The organism is Kitasatospora sp. NPDC001547 (assembly GCF_042894165.1).
Classification (GTDB): Bacteria; Actinomycetota; Actinomycetes; order Streptomycetales; family Streptomycetaceae; genus Kitasatospora.
The window spans coordinates 528,704-546,539 of the sequence record NZ_JBIAVL010000002.1; the positions used below are offsets into that span (position 1 = coordinate 528,704).

Below are 17,836 nucleotides of genomic sequence, written 5' to 3' on the forward strand. Positions count from 1 at the left end.
GATCGGGCACTTGTCCGGGGCGTGGCGCGTTGACACCGGTGCGGCCGTCCCCGCTCGAAGTGGCCTGCCCCACGCGGCGCAGACCACCCCGTATCGGGCCCACGGACCGTATGATCTGGGTAAAGCCGGAAAGCATGACAGCCGGACGCGTGGGGCATATGGACGACACGGGCCGGGTCCCCCGCACGGGCGTCCGACCGTGTGCCCACGGCTGATTGGACTTGCCCCCCCGACCGGGGTGGGCGGACCGGTCGCGACCGCGACCGACGAGTAGGAGGACTCCGTGCCGCTCTCGGAGCACGAGCAGCGACTGCTCGACCAGATGGAGCGAGCGCTGTATGCCGAAGATCCCAAATTCGCGTCTGCGCTTGAGGGGACCGGGCTGCGCACCTACACCCGTCGGCGGGTCTACCTGGCCGTCGCCGGCTTCGTGGTGGGCATCGGCCTGCTGATGGGCGGCATGGTCGTGCCGGACCAGATCTGGGTCAGCGTCGTGGGCTTCCTGGTGATGCTCGGCTGCGCGGTGTTCGCCGTGACCGGCTGGCGCCGCGGGCCCGCGGGCCAGGGCGCCGGGGCCCGCCCGGCCGCCGCCCCGCGCCGCAAGGCCGGGATGATGGACCGGGTCGAGCAGCGCTGGCAGCGCCGCAGGGACGAGCAGACCGGGGGCTTCTGAGCCGCTCGGCCACCTGCGCGCGAGGCCCCACCTACGTACGAAGCCGGGGCGGGCAGTCGATCGACTGCCCGCCCCGGCTTCGTGTCCGGATCAGGACTCCGGGGTGGACCGCTTGCGCCGGGTGAGGACCCGCCGCACCGGCGCGGACACCGTCCCGACCGCCCGGCCGACCGCGGTGCCCGCCGCCGTACGGGCCGCCCGCACCGCGTCGGAGATCCGCCACCACAGCTGCGCCGAGGACGGCGGCAGCAGCACCGCCCTGGTCCGCCCGGCCCGGCCGGCGGTCGCCCGCAGGCCGCGCCGCACGGTGCGGACGTCGGCCGCCAGCGGCTCCGGGGAGGGCTGCCCGGGCGGGGCGTAGAGCACCCGCTCGGTGGCCAGCGCGAGCCGGCCGGTGGCCGCCGCCGAGTCCTCGTCCAGCCGCGCCTCCTCGGCGATCCGGCGGGCCGCCGAACGCGGGGTGCGTGACTCGTCCGGGGGAATTCCGAGGTCCCAGGCGGAGTCGACCAGCTCGTCCCAGGCGGCCAGCACCTGGGCGTCGGTCAGCTCCGCCGGACGGCCCCCGCCGGGCCCGCGCCGCCCGCCGCCGCCCAGTCGGCGGCGGCGCACGGCGGCGCGCCAGAGCATCGGGACGAGCAGCAGTGCGATCAGCGCGAGCACCGCGGCCAGGGTGCCGAGCACCTGGCCGGAGAGCAGCCAGGACTCCTCGGCGGCCCTGGCGACGGCCCGGTCCTCGGCGCCGCACTCGCCGAGCTGGCGCTGCTTGGCGGTGCAGTCCGAGGCGGCGGTCGGCGCCGGGGCGGCCGCGCTGGGCTGCGGGGCGGCGGTCGCCTGCTGGGTCGGCGCGCTGGTCGGGGTGCTGGCCGGCTCGGTGTAGCGGGCCGGGACGCCGCGGCTCGGGGTCGGCTCGAAGCGCAGCCAGCCGTAGTTCGCGAAGTACAGCTCGGGCCAGGCGTGGTACATCCGGCCGGTCACCGAGTAGACGTCGCCGCCCTTGTTGTCGCCGGGGGTGAAGCCCACGGCCACCCGGGCCGGGATCTTCAGCGCCCGGGCCATCGCCGCCATGGTGGAGGCGTAGTGCACGCAGAAGCCCCGGCGGTCGCGCAGGAAGACGGCGATGGCGTTGCTGCCGGTGCCGCCGCTGACCGTGGTGTCGTACTTGAAATCCGGCCCGGTGAACCAGTTGACCAGCGCCGTCGCCCGGTCGTAGTCGTTCTGCGCGCCGGCGGTGACGGACCTGGCCTTCTCGGCGACCACGGGGGGCAGGTCGGTCGGGAGGGCGGTGTAGCGGTCCCTGACGTCCTGCGGGGCGGTGGCCGCGAGGCGCAGCTCGGCGGCGGTGGGCCGCAGGTCCAGGGCGCTGACGTGGTAGCGCAGGTTGCGCATCGCCTTGTCGTTGGCCGGCAGGACGGTACGGGTCAGCGGGTCGAGCCTCCAGTCGCCCCGATTGGGGAGCTGGACGGCGGCGGCCGGGTACGGCATCGGCAGCCAGCTCCCCTCCAGCCGGTCGGTGACCGTGAAGTCGCCCTCGATCCGGGGGACCTGGGCGTTGCGCAGGCCCTCCGGGGCGGGCAGCGTGGCCGGGAGGTCGCTGACCGTGGTGCTGCCGAGCTTCCAGTTGGTGCCGTCGAACTGGTCGAGCGAGCCGGTCCGCAGGTAGATCTGGTCGGCCAGCGGGCTGTCCAGGGTGTAGGTGAGCAGCTCCGCGTCGGTGGGCTTGGTGATCGCGGCCTCCAGGCTGACCAGCGGGTCGAGGCTGGTCGCCAGGCTCCCGGCGGCGCCCTTGCCGTTCGACCCGCCGGAGCCGGAGTGCAGCAGCCCGGAGCTCCAGTGCGGCAGGACCACCGGCAGCAGCAGCGCCACCGCCAGGGCCAGCACGCCGACCTGCCGGCCGCCCGGGCTGACCCGGGCGGACTCCACGGAGCCGCGGGCGCCGCCGTGGAACACCCGGCCCCAGCGGGAGACCCGGTCCTGGCCCTCGGCGAACAGCAGCAGCAGGTAGCCGGCCGCGGCGGCGGCGAACCAGACCCAGCTGCCGTGCTCCCCGGCCAGGCCGTTGCCGACCGAGTACAGCGCCAGCAGCGGCAGCCCGGCCAGCGCCGAGCGCCGGTAGGTCACCGCGACGGTGTCGACCGCGACGGCGATCAGACCGATCGCCGAGACCAGGATCAGCCGCAGCCCGGGGGTGGGCGGAGCCGGGATGGCGTACTGCTGTATGTCGTCCAGGCCGGAGGCGAGGACCCGGTCCAGGACCCGCATCGTGGCCGGCCCGGGCAGCACCCCGCCGGCACCGGCGAAGCCGAGCAGCATCAGCAGGAGCAGCGCCAGCAGCTGCCCGACCGGCACCGTCCAGCGGTACAGCGGGGAGCGGCGCAGGCCGGCGCCGACCGCGGCGATCACGGCGATCACCAGGGCGGCGTGGGTGAGCCAGCCGCGGTTGGTGAGCAGCGGCATCATGCACAGCGCGGCGAGGGCGGTGGCCAGCGCCGAGTAGACGGTCAGTTTGGCCCGGGTGGTCACGCGCCGGCCTCTTCTCGGTAGGGGGCGGTCGTCCTGCTGCCGTCGGCGGCCCGCCACAGGTCCGGTACGGAGTCCCCGGCGCGCACCGGGATCACCGTCCAGCCGGACTCGCGCAGCTGCCGCACCCGGGCCTGGAAGTCGTCGCCGCCGGTGTCCGGGGCGAGCATCCGCAGGCCGGCCCAGGTGCCGGTGTCCAGCAGGAAGGCGATCGCCCCGCCGGCGCGGCTGCGCAGCCGGCCCAGCCGGGCGGCCTGGGCGTCGTCCAGCTCGCCGAGGACGGCGACCAGCAGGCCCTCGCCGCCGGTGCGCAGCGGGTCCTCGGCGCGGGAGAGGGTGCCGCCGTCGGACAGGTCGGCGACGGCGAGGGCGTCCAGGATCAGCCCGGAGGCGTCGGCGGTGCCGTGGCCGCCGCCCGCGCCCGGGCCGGGCACCGACTGCCCGGTGTCGGTGAGCAGCCGGGTCTGGTAGCCGCGCTCCAGCAGGTGCACGGCGACGGACGCGGCGCAACCGACCGCCCACTCGAAGGAGGAGGCGGGGCCGCTGCCCCGGTGGGCGATCTCCCGGGTGTCCAGCACGACGGTGGCCCGGGCCTGCTGCGGCTGCTCCTCGCGGCGCACCATCAGCTCGCCGTACTTGGCGGTGGAGCGCCAGTGCACCCGGCGCAGGTCGTCGCCGGGCCGGTACTCGCGCAGGATCACGTCGTCGTCGCCGGCCAGCGCCAGGGTGCGGCTGTGGCTCTCGCCCTGGCCGATCCACTCGCCGCTGAGCCGGACCGACTGCAGCGCCTGGACCTGGGGGACGACGGTGAGGACGTCGGAGGCGGTGAAGGCGCGGGTGACCTCGCACATCCCGAACGGGTCGGACAGCCGCAGCTGGAGCGGCCCGAGCGGGTAGCGGCCGCGCAGGTCGGAGCGGACCCGGTAGGAGACCTCGCGGTGGCCGCGCGGCTCGACCCGGTCCAGCACGAAGCGCGGGCGCGGCCCGAGCACGTACGGGACCCTGTCCTCCAGCAGCAGCACCCCGGTGGGCACCCGGGAGACGTTGTCGACCCGCAGGTGGACCCGGGCCTCCTGGCCGGCGACCGCCCGGCGCGGGCTGAGCCGGCGTCCGCTGGCCACTCGGTAGCGGGTGTTGGCGACCACCACCACGGCGACCAGCGGCAGCGCGGCGAGCAGGACGCCGACGCGCAGCAGGGCGTCCTGGTCGAGCAGGTAGGAACAGACCACCGCGGTGACCCCGGCGGCGAGGAAGGACCGCCCCCGGGTGGTGAGGCCGCGGAACCCGGCCCGCAGCCCCGATGCGGAGTCGGACTCGGCCACCTCAGCCCCTCCGGACGGCCGGGCCGCCCTGCGGGCGCGGCAGCGGCAGCCGGGCGACCAGGTCGGTCACGATCTGCTCGGAGGTGCGGCGGCTGAGCTGGGTCTCGGCGGTCGGCATCAGACGGTGCGCCAGGACCGGCACGGCGAGGCGCTGGATGTCGTCCGGGGTGACGTAGTCGCGGCCGTCCAGCGCGGCGGCGGCGCGGGCGGCCCGGACCAGGTGCAGGGTCGCGCGCGGCGAGGCGCCCAGGCGCAGCTCGGGGCTGGTGCGGGTGGCGCCGACCAGGTCGACGGCGTAGCGGCGGACCGGGTCGGCGATGTGCACGGTGCGGACCAGGTCGATCAGCTTGAGGATGTCGGAGGCGTGCGCGACCGGCTGGAGGTCCTCCAGCGGGCTGGCGCCGGCGTGCATGTCCAGCATCGCGAGCTCGGCCTCGGGGCTGGGGTAGCCGATCGAGATCCGGGCCATGAAGCGGTCGCGCTGGGCCTCCGGCAGCGGGTAGGTGCCCTCCATCTCGACCGGGTTCTGGGTGGCCACGACCATGAACGGCGAGGGCAGCTCGTAGCTGGTGCCGTCGATGGTGACCTGGCGCTCCTCCATCGACTCCAGCAGTGCCGACTGGGTCTTGGGCGAGGCGCGGTTGATCTCGTCGCCGACCACGACCTGGGCGAAGATCGCGCCCGGACGGAACTCGAAGTCGTGCCGCTGCTGGTCGTAGATGTTGGTGCCGGTGACGTCCGAGGGCAGCAGGTCGGGCGTGAACTGGATGCGGCGCACGGTGCAGTCGAGCGAGCGGGCGAGCGCCTTGGCCAGCATGGTCTTGCCGACGCCGGGCACGTCCTCCAGCAGCAGGTGGCCCTCGGCGAGCAGGACGGTCAGGGCGATCCGGACGGCCTCCGGCTTGCCCTCGATCACGCTCTCCACGTTGGCGCGGACGCGGTCGACGACCGCCGCCAGCTCGGGGAGCCCGACCGGCTGGTACCCGTTCGCCCTCTGCTGCCCGCCCCCCGCGGGACTCCCGAGTCCGGCCTGGTCGTTGTAGCTCGTCACCCGTTTACGCTCCAATGGCACCCTGTGCCCGCCCCGTCCCGAGGCCGGACCCCACCCCATGCTTGACGCGGCCGTCCCGGGGGCGGTTCCGAAGGGGTCCCGGCGCCGGGAAGGCGGCCTGCGGCCTGGCCGCCCCAGGTGGTTCGGGGTCCGACCGGCAGGCGCATTCTCCCTCGTGCGACGGCCGGAAGTCACCATTCGGAGGCGCCCGAATGCCCGGACGCCCGGACCCCGGGACGCCGTCGGCCGGGCGGGGTCCGGGCGGGAGGACTCAGTCGATCTCGCGCAGCAGGCCGGTGTGGACGTCGAAGACGAAGCCGCGGACGTCGTCGGTGTGCGGCAGGAAGGGCGAGGTGCGGACGCGCTGCATGGACTGGCGGACGTCGCCGTCCAGGTCGACGAAGGCCTCCACCGCCCACTGCGGGCGCTGGCCGACCTCCAGCTCCAGCTCGCGGCGGAAGTCCTCGGTGAGCCCGAGCAGGCCGCAGCCGGTGTGGTGGATCAGCGCGATCGAGCGGGTGCCGAGGGCGCGCTGGCTGATGGTCAGGGACCGGATGGTGTCGTCGGTGACGACGCCGCCGGCGTTGCGGATGACGTGCGCGTCGCCGAGTTCGAGGCCGAGCGCCGCGAACAGGTCCAGGCGGGCGTCCATGCAGGCCACCACGGCGATCCGCTGCACCGGGCGGGCGTCCATGCCGCCGTCCCGGAAGGTCACCGCGTAGGCGCGGTTGGCCGTGACGAAGCGGTCGATGACGGTGGGTCTGGCGGGTTCGGCAGCGGCGTTCGGCGAGGGCCGGTCGGGTGTCACTGTCATGGTGGCGACGTTAGTGCGGTGCGGGCCCGCGCGGTGGGGCGGAGAGCTACAGAACGGGGCGCCGAGATCGAGCGCATGGCCACAACGGGAGGGTTCGTCCGGGGCTGCTCCCGCAGTGGCCGCACGCGGTGGCGGGCAGGGGGCGCGCGCCCGTCGCCGAAGGCCCCCGATCCGTACCGCCGCCGGGCCGCGCCGACGGCCGCGACCTGCGGTGATCCGTACCGCCGCCCGGGTGGTGCGCCGGAGCGGACCATTGACTGCCGGGGCCCGCGCGATAGAGTTTGCGGCGCAGTGGAGCACACCCGCCGGGGCCCGTCAACGGGGCCTTCCCGGCCGGTGCGGCCGGTCGACGCGGTCCGTGGCCTCCACCCGCTCCGTGCCCACCTGGCGCACCTTCCCCGGCGCCGGGCGGTCACGACCTTCCCCTCGAGCGGGCGGGGACCACGGGCCGCTTCGTCGTGCCGGGGCACGGTGGGCGAGAATGGTCGCAGCTCCCGGACGTCGGGCTGCTCCGCACCGAGGAAGGGCGCCACCGCGCATGACCACCAACGAACCGGGCCCCAAGCACGTTCCGGTGATGCTCCAGCGGTGCGTGGACGCGCTGGCCCCGGCGATCTCGCGCCCCGGCGCCGTCGTGGTGGACGCCACCCTCGGCCTCGGCGGGCACAGCGAGGCGCTGCTGACCCAGTTCCCGGAGGTCCGGCTGGTCGCGGTGGACCGCGACCCGGCGGCGCTGAAGCTGTCCGGTGAGCGGCTGGCCCGGTTCGGCGACCGGGCCACCCTGGTGCACGCCGTCTACGACGAGATCCCCGAGGTGCTGGAGCGGCTGGGCATCGACCGGGTGGACGGCGTCCTGTTCGACCTCGGCGTCTCCTCGATGCAGCTGGACGAGGCGGACCGCGGCTTCGCGTACGCCCAGGACGCGCCGCTGGACATGCGGATGGACCAGACCCGGGGGATCAGCGCGGCGGAGGTGCTGAACACCTACAGCCACGGCGCCCTGGCCCGGATCCTCAAGGTGTACGGCGAGGAGCGGTTCGCCGGGAAGATCGCCTCGGTGATCCTGCGGGAACGGGAGAAGGAACCGTTCACCAACAGCGCGCGTCTGGTCGAGTTGGTGCGCAACGCGATCCCGGCGGCGACCCGTCGGACCGGCGGCAACCCGGCCAAGCGGACGTTCCAGGCGCTGCGGATCGAGGTCAACGGCGAGCTGGAGGTCCTGGACCGGGCGATCCCGGGGGCGCTGGACGTCCTCGCGGTCGGCGGCCGGATCGTGGTGATGTCCTACCAGTCGCTCGAGGACCGGCTGGTCAAGCAGTACCTCGCCGCCGGTGCGACCAACACCGCTCCGCCGGGGCTGCCGTTCATCCCGGAGGAGCACCAGCCCTGGCTCAAACTGATCACCCGCGGTGCCGAGCTGGCCACCGAGGAGGAGATCGAGGAGAACCGGCGCGCCGCGCCCGTACGGCTGCGGGTGGCGGAGAGGATCAGGGACCGAAGCAAGCGGGGCTGACGAACCGGCCCCGGCGGGGTCCGAAGGGCGGAGGAGAGCGGTGGGGCCGGTGGCCGGTGAGGTCCGGGCGGGGCGGGGAGGACTCCCCGGGCAGGGCAGGGCGCGGATCACGGTCCGGCCGGGCAGGCGTCCGGTACGGGGGCGTACCCCGTTCGCGGTGCTCATCGTGGTGCTGCTGGCGGCCGGGCTGCTCGGCCTGCTCGCGCTGAACACCGCGCTCAACGAGGGCTCCTTCGAGCTGTCCAGGCTGCAGAAGCAGACCACCGTGGCGACCGACGAGCAGCAGGGCCTCCAGCACGAGATCGACCAGAGCTCGGCGCCGGACGCGCTGGCCAGGCGCGCCGCCGAGCTGGGCATGGTCCCGGCCGGCGGGATGGCCTTCCTGGACGTCCCGAACGGCGGCAAGGTGGTCGGCACCCCGGGCCCGGCGCAGGACAGCCCGCCGGTCAAGCGCTCCACGGCCGAGCCGTGGCCGACCAGGGCCCAGTCCGGCGCGGCCCAGCCCGCCGCCGGGCCGTCGCCGACCGCGCCCCAGCCGAGCGGCGCCCCGGCGCCGGCCGCACCGCCGCCGGCGCCGACCCCGGCGGCGTCCGCCGGTGACTCGGTGATCCAGCTCAACCCGGTCCCGCCCGCCGCGACCGCCAAGCCGAGCGGGGGTGCGGCCCGATGAGCGGGTGGAACGAGCGGACCAGCAGAGGGTGCGCCGGGTGCGAAGCGCCCGCCGAGCGCGGCGAGGTGGTCGCATGAGCACTCCACGTCAGCCCTCCGGAGGTTCCGGCGGATCCGGCGGCGGCAACGGCCGCCGTCCGGTGCCCCGGAGCGCCGCGCCGCGCGCGCAGTCCGGCACCGGCCGCGGCCAGCCCGCGAAGGGCCAGCCCGCCAAGGGGCAGCAACCGCCCAGGAGCCAGCCCGCCAAGGCCCAGCCCGCCCGGTCGGCCTCCGCCGGCCGTACCCCGCGGGCGCCGCAGCAGCGCCGCCCCGAGGGACGCCCGCCGGCCCGCGGCCAGGCGGCGGCGCGCCCGAGGAGCCGTCCGCCGCTGCGCCCCAAGGCGCTCAAGCTGGCCGAGCCCAAGCGCCGGCTGCGGGTGATCGGCGTGGTGCTGTCGCTGGTGCTCTCCGTCTTCGCGGGGCGCCTGGTGCAGCTCCAGCTGGTGGACGCCGACGCGCTGGCCGCCGACGCCAACACCAACCGCTACCTGAACATCCCGATCACCGCCGAGCGCGGCTCGATAACGTCCTCCGACGGGGTCGCCCTGGCGGCCACCGTGGACGCGTACGACATCACCGCCGACCCGGCGATGTTCACCCCGGAGGCGACCGGCATCCCGGACGCGCCGGAGCAGGCGGCCGCGCTGCTGTCGCCGATCCTCGGCGTGCCCAGGGAGAAGCTCGCCGCCGACCTCCACACCCCCAAGAGCCGTTACAAGCGGCTCGCGGCCCAGCAGACCCCGGTCGCCAGGAAGCAGATCAGCGACCTCAAGTCGGGCCTGGAGAAGCAGGCCGGCTCGCGGGCCTGCCAGGCCCAGAAGAAGCTGCTGGGCAAGCCCGCCGACCAGGGCGGGCGCACCCGGGTGGACAACGAGTGCGCCAACCCGCTGGCCGGGGTGTTCAACCGGGAGACCCAGAAGCGGATCTACCCGGCGGACGGGCTGGCCGCCAACCTGGTCGGCTTCGTCAACGCCGAGGGCGAGGGCGCCGGCGGCCTGGAGCTCCAGTACCAGAAGCTGCTGGCCGGCAAGGACGGCCACAGCAGCTACGCCCAGTCGGGCGGGCGGCTGGTGCCCACCGCCGGGGGCTCGATGGAACCGGCCGTGCCGGGCAGCGACGTCAAGCTGACCATCGACCGGGACATCCAGTGGGCCGCCCAGCGGGCGATCACCGACCAGGTCGCCAACTCCGGCGCGGAGAAGGGCTACGTGGTGGTCCAGGACGTGAAGACCGGCCAGGTCCTCGCGATGGCCACCGCGCCCGGGTTCAACCCGAACGACCTGAGCCTGTCCAAGCAGGCCAACCTGGGCAACCCCGCCCTGGCCGACGCGTACGAGCCCGGCAGCACCGCCAAGCTGATGAGCATGGCCGCCGTGCTGGACTCCGGCAAGGCCACCTGGGACACCAAGGTCACCGTGCCCAACCGGCTGGTCCGGGCCGGGCAGCAGTTCAAGGACGACGTCGACCACGACACCTGGTACCTGACGCTGGCCGGGGTGCTGGCCAAGTCCTCCAACATCGGCACCATCGAGGCGGTGGAGACCCTCGGCGGCGGCGACCAGCTGGAGGCCAACAAGGTCCTGGACGGCTACATGCGCAAGTTCGGCGTGGCCGAGCCGACCGGCCTGGGCTTCCCCGGGGAGACCGCCGGGAAGCTCAAGAAGCCGGAGGACCTGGTCGCCTCGGAGAAGTACAACATCTCCTTCGGCCAGGGCCCGATGCAGATGAACGCGCTGCAGGCCACCTCGGTCTACTCGACCATCGCCAACGGCGGGGTGCGGGTCGCGCCCAGCATCGTCCAGGGCGTCACCGACCCCGACGGCAAGTACAAGCCGAGCAGGCCGGGGGAGCAGACCCAGGTGGTCAGCCCGGAGACGGCCAGGACGCTCACCTCGATGCTGGAGTCGGTCGTCGACGACGAGCAGGGCACCGGCGGCAAGGCCGCCATCCCCGGCTACCGGGTCGCCGGCAAGACCGGCACCGCCAACCGCGGCGCCGCCAACGGCGTCGGCTACGACGGCTACACCGCCTCCTTCATCGGCTTCGCCCCCGCCGACGCCCCCCGCTACACCGTCTCCTGCACCCTCCAGGGCCCGGTCAACGGCCACTTCGGCGGCCAGCTGTGCGGCCCGGTGTTCAAGCAGGTGATGGAGTTCACCCTGAAGACCATGCAGGTCCCGCCGAGCGGCAGCCCGGCACCCAACCTGGCCGTCGACTGGAAGCCGTGAGCGAGCGATGAGCAACGAACCGGCCGGGCCGGAGCACGGCGCGGCGCAGGGCCGGTTTGGCCCTGGACACCCTTCGGCGGATAGCCTTCCCGCCGTGCCGAAACCCGATCAAACCACCGTGAGTCCGCCCCGCCCGACCGGGACCACCGCCCTGCCGCTCGCCGAGCTGGCCGTCGAACTGGGCCTGCCGCCCGTCGAGGGCGGCGCCGTCAGCGGCGTCACCCACGACTCCCGCGCGGTCCGTCCGGGCGACGTGTACGTGGCCTTCCCGGGCGCCAACCACCACGGCGCGGCCTTCGCCGCCAAGGCCGCGGAGTCCGGCGCGGTGGCGGTGCTCACCGACCCGGCCGGCGCCGAGCTGGCGGCCGGCACCGGCCTGCCGCTGCTGGTCGTCGACCGGCCGCGGGCCGTCATGGGCGAGCTGGCCGCGATCGTCTACGGCCGCCCCTCCCAGCGGCTGCTGATGATCGGGCTCACCGGCACCAACGGCAAGACCACCACCTCGTACCTGGTCGAGGGCGGCCTGCGCGGCGCCGGGCGCAGCCCGGGCGTGATCGGCACCGTCGAGATGCGGGTCGGCGAGGAGCGGATCAAGAGCGAGCGCACCACCCCCGAGGCCACCGACCTGCACGCGATCCTCGGCGTGATGGCCGAGCGCGGCGCCGACGCGGTGACCATGGAGGTCTCCAGCCACGCCCTGGTCTTCGGCCGAACCGACGGGGTCGCGTACGACGTCGCGCTGTTCAACAACCTGACCCCCGAACACCTCGACTTCCACCCGGACATGGAGGACTACTTCCAGGCGAAGGCCCGGCTCTTCCAGCCCGGCAAGTCCCGCCACGGCGTGGTCAACCTGGACGACGGGTACGGCCGCCGGCTCGCCGCCGAGGCCAAGATCCCGGTGACCACCTTCTCCGCCACCGGCGACGCCGAGGCCGACTGGCGGGCCGTGGACGTCCGGCTCGGGCCGGTCGGCTCCACCTTCAGGGTGCTGGGCCCGGACGGTGCCGCGGCCGACGCCTCCGTGCCGCTGCCCGGCCCGTTCAACGTCGCCAACGCGCTCGCCGCGATCACCGCGCTGGTCGCCGCCGGGCTGCCGCTGGAGCGCGCCGTGGCCGGCGTCGCCGCCGTCCCCGGGGTGCCGGGCCGGCTGGAGCGGGTGGACGCCGGACAGCCGTTCGTCGCCGTCGTCGACTACGCGCACAAGCCGGACGCCCTCAGGGCCGTCCTCGCCTCGCTGCGCGAGGTCACCGAGGGCCGGCTGCACGTCGTGGTCGGCTGCGGCGGCGACCGCGACCCGCACAAGCGCGGCCCGATGGGCGACATCGCCGCCCGCCTCGCCGACACCGCCCTGCTGACCAGCGACAACCCGCGCAGCGAGGACCCGCTGGCGATCCTCGCCACCATGCTGACCGGTGCCGCCGCGGTGCCCGAGGCCGAGCGCGGGGACGTCCTGGTCGTCCCCGACCGGGCCGAGGCGATCAGGCTCGCCGTCGCCCGCGCCCGGGCGGGGGACACCGTGCTGGTGGCCGGCAAGGGCCACGAGCTCGGCCAGTACGTACGAGACGAGATCCGCCCCTTCGACGACCGGGAGGTGCTGCGCGAATCCATCGCGCAGACCGCGGCCGCGCGGGGCGACCGAGGAGTAGAGCAGCAGTGATCGCACTGACCCTCGCCGAGGTGGCCGCCGCCGTCGGAGGCACCCTGGACGGCGCCGACCCGGACGCCCTGGTCACCGGCCCGGTCGAGATCGACTCGCGGAAGGTCAGCCCCGGCGGCCTGTTCGCGGCCTTCGTCGGCGAGCACGTGGACGGCCACGACTACGCGGCCAAGGCGGTCGAGGACGGCGCCGTCGCGGTGCTGGCCTCCCGTCCGGTCGGCGTGCCCGCCGTCCTGGTCGACAGTGTGGTGGAGGCGCTCGGCAGGCTGGCCCGCACCGTGGTCTCCCGCGCCGAGGGCACCACCGTGGTCGCGCTGACCGGCTCGGCCGGCAAGACCAGCACCAAGGACCTGATCGCCCAGCTGCTCCAGCGCCTCGGCGAGACGGTCTACCCGCCCGGCTCGCTCAACAACGAGATCGGCCACCCGATGACCGCGCTGCGGGTCGAGGACGACACCCGGCACCTGGTCATCGAGATGGGCGCCCGGCACAAGGGCGACATCGAGTACCTCACCTCGATCACCCCGCCCCGGATCGGCCTGGTCCTCAACGTCGGCACCGCCCACCTCGGCGAGTTCGGCTCCCAGGAGGCGATCGCCGAGGCCAAGGGCGAACTGGTCGAGGCGCTGCCCGCCGACGGCGCCGCGATCCTCAACGCGGACGACCGGCTGGTGCGCGCGATGGCCTCCCGTACCAGGGCGAAGGTGGTCCTGTTCGGGGAATCCCCGGACGCCCACGTACGGGCCACCGGCGTTCGCCTGGACGCCACCGGACGGCCATCGTTCACGCTCACCACCCCGGCCGGTTCCGCGCCCGTGCAGCTGCGCCTGTACGGTGAGCACCACGTCTCGAACGCCCTCGCCGCCGCCGCGGTGGCGGTGGAGCTCGGGATGTCCGTCGACGACACCGCGGCAGCCCTGGGCGAAGCGGGTGCGCTGTCCCGCTGGCGCATGGAGGTCGTCGACCGGGCCGATGGTGTCACCGTCGTGAACGACGCCTACAACGCGAACCCCGACTCGATGCGGGCCGCGCTGCGGGCGCTGGTGTCGATGGGGGGCCGGGGCCCGGAGCGCCGCCGCACCTGGGCGGTGCTCGGCGAGATGCGGGAGCTCGGCGAGGAGAGCCTGGCCGAGCACGACGCCATCGGGCGGCTCGCCGTCCGGCTGGACGTCACCAAGCTGGTGGCGGTCGGCGGACGCGAGGCGGCCTGCATGGAACTCGGCGCGAGGAACGAAGGTTCGTGGGGTGAGGAGTCGGTGCTGGTGTCCGACGCGGACGCGGCGGTCGAGCTGCTGCGCAGTCAGCTTCGGCCGGGGGATGTGGTCCTGGTGAAGGCTTCCCGTTCGGTGGGGCTGGAGAAGGTGGCCGAGGCCCTCCTGGCGGACGGTGTGGCCGAATAATGAAGCAGATCCTGTTCTCCGGGATGATCGGTCTCATCCTGTCGCTGCTCGGCACCCCGGCGCTGATCAAGCTGCTCGCGAAGCACGGCTACGGCCAGTACATCCGTGACGACGGCCCCAAGGCGCACCACAGCAAGAAGGGCACGCCCACCATGGGCGGCATCGCCTTCATCCTGGCGACCCTGATCGCGTACTTCGCCACGAAGGCGATAACGGGCGAGAGCCCGACGGCCTCCGGGCTGCTGGTGCTCTTCCTGACCGCGGGCCTCGGCCTGGTCGGCTTCCTGGACGACTACATCAAGGTGGTCAAGCGCCGCTCGCTGGGCCTGCGGGCCAAGGCGAAGCTGGCCGGCCAGTCGATCGTCGGCCTCGGGTTCGCCGTCCTGGCGATGCAGTTCCCGGACGACCGCGGGCTCAACCCTGCGTCCCAGAGCCTGTCCTTCGTCCGGGACTTCAAGTGGGCGATCGGCCCGGTCCTGTTCGTCATCTTCGCGTACTTCATGATCGCCGCGATGTCGAACGGCGTGAATCTGACGGACGGTCTGGACGGCCTCGCCACCGGCGCCTCGGTGATGGTCTTCGGCGCCTACACCTTCATCGGGATCTGGGAGCACACCCAGAGCTGCGCCTACGCCATCACCGCGACCGCCAACTGCTACGACATCCGCGACCCGCTGGACCTCGCCGTCGTGGCCTCCGCCCTGATGGGCTCCTGCTTCGGCTTCCTGTGGTGGAACACCTCGCCCGCCAAGATCTTCATGGGTGACACCGGCTCGCTCGCCCTCGGCGGCGCCCTGGCCGGTCTGGCGATCTGCTCCCGCACCGAGCTGCTGCTCGCCCTGCTCGGCGGCCTCTACGTGATCATCACCCTCTCGGTGATCATCCAGGTCGGCTCCTTCCGGATGACCGGCAAGCGCGTCTTCAAGATGGCGCCGTTGCAGCACCACTTCGAACTCAAGGGCTGGACCGAGGTCCTGATCGTGGTCAGGTTCTGGATCATCCAGGGCCTCTGCGTCGCCGTCGGCCTCGGCCTGTTCTACGCGGGATGGGTGACCGGATGACCGACCCCGACCTGACCGGCCCGGCCAACCCGGACTTCGACGGCCTGCCGGTCGCCGTCGCCGGCCTGGGCGTCTCGGGCATCAGCGCCGCGCGCGTCCTGCACGGCCTCGGCGCCCGGGTCACCGTCGTGGACGGCGGCAGCGGGCCCGGCCTGGCCGCCCGGGCCGCCGAGCTGGAGGCGCTGGGCGTCACGGTGCGGCTCGGCGACGGCGCGAGCCTGCCCGAGGGCACCGGACTGGTCGTCACCTCGCCCGGCTGGGCGCCGGACAGCCCGCTGTTCGCCGCCGCCGCGGCGGCCGGCGTGCCGGTCTGGGGCGACGTCGAGCTGGCCTGGCGGCTGCGCAGGCCGCTGCCCGGCACCGGCGAGCCCGCCCCCTGGCTGGCCGTCACCGGCACCAACGGCAAGACCACCACCGTCCAGATGCTCGCCTCGATCCTCACCGCCGCCGGCCGGCGCACCGCCGCGGTCGGCAACGTCGGGGTCTCGGTGCTGGACGCGGTGCTCGCCGAGGAGCCGTACGACGTGCTCGCCGTCGAGCTCTCCAGCTACCAGCTGCACTGGGCGCCCTCGCTGCGCCCGTACTCGGCGGCGGTGCTCAACCTGGCGCCGGACCACCTCGACTGGCACGGCTCGATGGAGGCGTACGCCGCCGACAAGGGCCGGATCTACGAGGGCAACGTGGTCGCCTGCGTGTACAACCTGGCCGACCCGGCCACCGAGGCGCTGGTCCGCGAGGCCGACGTCGAGGAGGGCTGCCGGGCGATCGGCTTCGGCCTCGGCGCGCCCGGCCCGTCGAACTTCGGCGTGGTGGACGGGCTGCTGGTGGACCGCGCGTTCGTCGAGGACCGGGCCAAGAACGCGGCCGAGCTGGGCGCCGTCTCGGACGTGAACCCGCCGGCCCCGCACAACGTCGCCAACGCGCTCGCCGCGGCGGCGCTGGCCCGGGCGTACGGCGTCGAGCCGAAGGCCGTCCGGGAGGGCCTGCGGGCCTTCCGCCCGGACGCCCACCGGATCGCCGAGGTCGGCGTGGTCCGCGAGGTCACGTACGTCGACGACTCCAAGGCCACCAACACCCACGCGGCGGCCGCCTCGCTGGCCGCCTACCGGCCGATCGTCTGGATCGCCGGGGGCCTGGCCAAGGGCGCGACCTTCGACGACCTGGTGCAGGGCGCGGCCGAGCGGCTGCGCGCGGTGGTGCTGATCGGCCAGGACCGCGCGGTGATCCGGGAGGCGCTGGAGCGACACGCTCCGGATGTGCCGGTGATCGAGGCGGCCGAGGGCCAGACTGGCGCGGTGGCGATGGCCGAGGTCGTCCGGACGGCCGCGTCGCTCGCCCGATCGGGTGACACGGTGCTGCTGGCGCCGGCCTGTGCCTCGATGGACATGTTCACCAACTACGGCGAGCGCGGCGACCTCTTCGCGGCGGCCGTCCGGGAGCTGGCGGACTCCGGCGAGTGAGCCCCCCGGGTCCTGGCGGCCCGGAGGCGGACGAGCCGAAAGACGGGAGCGGGGAGCGGTGGCGGGGCAGGGCAGAGCGGATTCCGGCGTTGCGAAGCGGGACGCCGCGGAGCCGATGAGGGTGATCTCCGCCACCACGACCAAGTACAAGTCGGCCGGGCCGCTGGCCCGGGTCCAGGCCTTCCGGGCCCGGGTCCGGTACTGGCTGGACCGGCCGCTCGCCCCGTACCTGCTGGTCGTCGGCAGCACCCTGCTGCTGGTCGTGCTCGGCCTGATGATGGTCTTCTCGGCCTCGCAGATCCTCGCCCTGAACCAGCACCACACGGCGCAGTACTACTTCCTCAAGCAGCTGATCGCGGCCATCCTCGGCCTGGTCCTGCTGATCGGCTTCGCCTCCGTCCCGGTGGCGGTGCTGCGGGTGATCACCTACCCGGTGATGATCGGCGTGATCGGCGCCCTCACCCTGGTCGCCATCCCCGGCATCGGGGTGCGGATCAACGGCAACCAGAACTGGCTGGATTTCGGCTTCTTCCAGTTCCAGCCCTCGGAGTTCGCCAAGCTCGCGCTGGTGCTCTGGGGCGCCGACCTGCTCGCCCGCAAGCAGAAGGCCGGCACCCTCAACTCCTGGAAGCACCTGCTGGTGCCGCTGGTGCCGGGGGCCCTGCTGCTGCTCGCGCTGATCATGTTCGGCGGCGACATGGGCACCTCGATGATCCTGGTGGCCATGGTGTTCGCGCTGCTCTGGATGGTCGGAGCGCCGCTGCGGCTGTTCGTGGCCACCCTCGGGGTGGCGGTCGTGGTCTGCACCGCCCTGGTGGTCACCGTCCCGCACCGGGCGGAGCGGCTGAGCTGCATCGGCGTCACCAAGATCGACCCGGAGGGCGCCTGCTTCCAGGCCCTGCACGGCGTCTTCGCGTTCGCCAACGGCGGCGGCTTCGGCACCGGCCTCGGCGCCGGCGTGGAGAAATGGGGCCAGCTGCCCGAGGCGCACACCGACTTCATCTTCGCCGCGACCGGTGAGGAACTCGGTCTGGTGGGGACGCTGTCCGTCCTCGGTCTCTTCGCGGCACTAGGCTACGCGGGTATCCGTGTGGCCATCGGTACGAAGGACCCCTTCGTCAGGTACGCCGCGGGAGCCGCCACCACCTGGATCATGGCGCAGGCCATGATCAACCTGGGGTCGGCACTGGGACTGCTGCCCATCGCGGGCGTCCCGCTCCCGCTGTTCTCCTACGGCGGTTCCGCCATGCTGTCGGCCATGTCCGCGGTCGGAGTGCTGCTGTGCCTGGCACGCAGCGCCTCGGGCGCGAAGGCGGCCCTGGCCGCCCGGAGCAAGAACTCCCGGATCAGGAGACAACTGGCCCGGGTGCTGCCACGACGACGAACCACAGCGCGCCCGGCCCCGGGGCCGGCACGCAGGGAGCGGTGA

General features: G+C 74.0%; 13 protein-coding genes. 9 read left to right on the forward strand and 4 right to left on the reverse strand.

Annotation, left to right across the window (positions count from 1 at the left end; all coding sequences use genetic code 11):
• The first annotated feature begins 283 nt into the window (after nucleotides 1–283).
• A complete protein-coding gene (locus ACFY0X_RS05150) occupies nucleotides 284–673 on the forward strand; it encodes a DUF3040 domain-containing protein (RefSeq protein ID WP_074000911.1) in 390 nt (129 codons plus the stop codon).
• Nucleotides 674–763: 90 nt separating this feature from the next.
• Here ACFY0X_RS05150 and ACFY0X_RS05155 read toward each other — a convergent pair whose 3' ends face one another.
• From ACFY0X_RS05155 to ACFY0X_RS05170, 4 genes are all read right to left on the reverse strand, one after another.
• On the reverse strand, nucleotides 764–3,193 hold the full coding sequence (locus tag ACFY0X_RS05155) for a DUF3488 and DUF4129 domain-containing transglutaminase family protein (protein WP_387748921.1): 2,430 nt from the start codon (nucleotides 3,191–3,193) through the stop codon (nucleotides 764–766).
• A complete protein-coding gene (locus ACFY0X_RS05160) occupies nucleotides 3,190–4,512 on the reverse strand; it encodes a DUF58 domain-containing protein (protein ID WP_387748924.1) in 1,323 nt (440 codons plus the stop codon). Before ACFY0X_RS05160 ends, ACFY0X_RS05155 begins: the two co-directional genes overlap by 4 nt.
• Before the next feature lies 1 nt (nucleotide 4,513).
• The gene (locus ACFY0X_RS05165) at nucleotides 4,514–5,563 is read right to left on the reverse strand and encodes an AAA family ATPase (RefSeq protein ID WP_387748926.1); all 1,050 of its coding nucleotides are present in this window, start codon (nucleotides 5,561–5,563) and stop codon (nucleotides 4,514–4,516) included.
• Between the two features lie 271 nt (nucleotides 5,564–5,834).
• Nucleotides 5,835–6,377 (reverse strand): beta-class carbonic anhydrase, encoded by a 543-nt coding sequence (locus ACFY0X_RS05170; protein ID WP_387748928.1) that lies wholly within the window; start codon nucleotides 6,375–6,377, stop codon nucleotides 5,835–5,837.
• A 538-nt stretch (nucleotides 6,378–6,915) separates the two neighbouring features.
• Between ACFY0X_RS05170 and rsmH the strand changes: the two genes are divergently transcribed.
• From rsmH to ftsW, 8 genes are all read left to right on the forward strand, one after another.
• Nucleotides 6,916–7,890, forward strand: a complete 975-nt coding sequence (rsmH, locus tag ACFY0X_RS05175) for a 16S rRNA (cytosine(1402)-N(4))-methyltransferase RsmH (RefSeq protein ID WP_387748931.1) — start codon at nucleotides 6,916–6,918, stop codon at nucleotides 7,888–7,890.
• A 157-nt stretch (nucleotides 7,891–8,047) separates the two neighbouring features.
• Entirely contained in the window at nucleotides 8,048–8,560 is a 513-nt protein-coding gene (locus ACFY0X_RS05180; RefSeq protein ID WP_387748933.1) for a hypothetical protein, read from the forward strand.
• Nucleotides 8,561–8,633: 73 nt separating this feature from the next.
• Nucleotides 8,634–10,826: a penicillin-binding transpeptidase domain-containing protein gene (locus ACFY0X_RS05185; RefSeq protein WP_387748936.1), complete on the forward strand. Its 2,193-nt coding sequence runs from the start codon at nucleotides 8,634–8,636 to the stop codon at nucleotides 10,824–10,826.
• A 7-nt stretch (nucleotides 10,827–10,833) separates the two neighbouring features.
• Nucleotides 10,834–12,486: a UDP-N-acetylmuramoyl-L-alanyl-D-glutamate--2,6-diaminopimelate ligase gene (locus ACFY0X_RS05190; RefSeq protein WP_387748939.1), complete on the forward strand. Its 1,653-nt coding sequence runs from the start codon at nucleotides 10,834–10,836 to the stop codon at nucleotides 12,484–12,486.
• Nucleotides 12,483–13,886 carry a UDP-N-acetylmuramoyl-tripeptide--D-alanyl-D-alanine ligase gene (murF, locus tag ACFY0X_RS05195; RefSeq protein ID WP_387748942.1) on the forward strand — a complete coding sequence of 468 codons (1,404 nt, stop codon included), beginning with the start codon at nucleotides 12,483–12,485 and terminating at the stop codon, nucleotides 13,884–13,886. Before ACFY0X_RS05190 ends, murF begins: the two co-directional genes overlap by 4 nt.
• Entirely contained in the window at nucleotides 13,886–14,947 is a 1,062-nt protein-coding gene (gene mraY / locus ACFY0X_RS05200; protein ID WP_355249882.1) for a phospho-N-acetylmuramoyl-pentapeptide-transferase, read from the forward strand. The genes murF and mraY overlap by 1 nt, the downstream gene beginning before the upstream one ends.
• Entirely contained in the window at nucleotides 14,944–16,407 is a 1,464-nt protein-coding gene (murD, locus tag ACFY0X_RS05205; RefSeq protein WP_387748945.1) for a UDP-N-acetylmuramoyl-L-alanine--D-glutamate ligase, read from the forward strand. The genes mraY and murD overlap by 4 nt, the downstream gene beginning before the upstream one ends.
• 115 nt (nucleotides 16,408–16,522) lie before the next feature.
• A complete protein-coding gene (gene ftsW, locus ACFY0X_RS05210) occupies nucleotides 16,523–17,836 on the forward strand; it encodes a putative lipid II flippase FtsW (RefSeq protein WP_387748948.1) in 1,314 nt (437 codons plus the stop codon).